Consider the following 641-nt stretch of genomic DNA (forward strand, 5'->3'; position numbering starts at 1 on the left):
CGGGCCCGGGAGACATAGTCGGAACCGAGGATCCGGTGCAGGTCGGCGGCCAGCGATTCACGGCTGGTGCTGGTAAAACGCCGCCCAGAACCAACTTTCAGACGTTTGACGTGAGAGGCCCATATCGCCTGATCGGGTGCCGTCCAGAGGATCAGCATGGGCACCCCGGCGCGCAGGCCCGCGGCAATGGTGCCCATGCCGCCGTGGTGCACGACCGCGCGGCAGGCCGGGAAGACCGCAGCATAATTCACCGCTTCCACCACCTTGACGTGGTCGGAATGGGGGACATTGCCGAAGTCACTCCAGCCGGAGCTGATCAGCGCCCGTTCGCCCAGTTGCGCGCAGGCCGCGCCGATCATGGCGACGGTGTCGGCGGGAGACTTGACCGGCGTGCTGCCGAAGCCGAAGAAAATCGGCGGTGTTCCCGCGGCGATCCACGACGCGACCTCCTCGTCGGCGTCCGTGGCCAACTCCATCGTCAGCGCGCCGACGAACGGTCGTTGGCCGTTGCAGTTCGCCCATTCGGCGGCCAGCCCCGGGAAGCACACCTCGTCGTAGGCCTGGATTTCCAGCGATGCGCGCTCGGCGATCCGCCGCGACCACAGGCCCGCCGCCTTTGGTAGCCCGAGTTCGCGGCGCTG

1 protein-coding gene is annotated in these 641 nt (G+C 67.9%); it reads right to left on the reverse strand.

Annotated elements, in window-relative coordinates; translation table 11 throughout:
* The coding region (locus A5736_RS22110; protein WP_371328403.1) for a glycosyltransferase at positions 1-641 on the reverse strand (641 nt) is incomplete at both ends.

The organism is Mycobacterium sp. SP-6446, assembly GCF_001954045.1.
Classification (GTDB): Bacteria; Actinomycetota; Actinomycetes; order Mycobacteriales; family Mycobacteriaceae; genus Mycobacterium.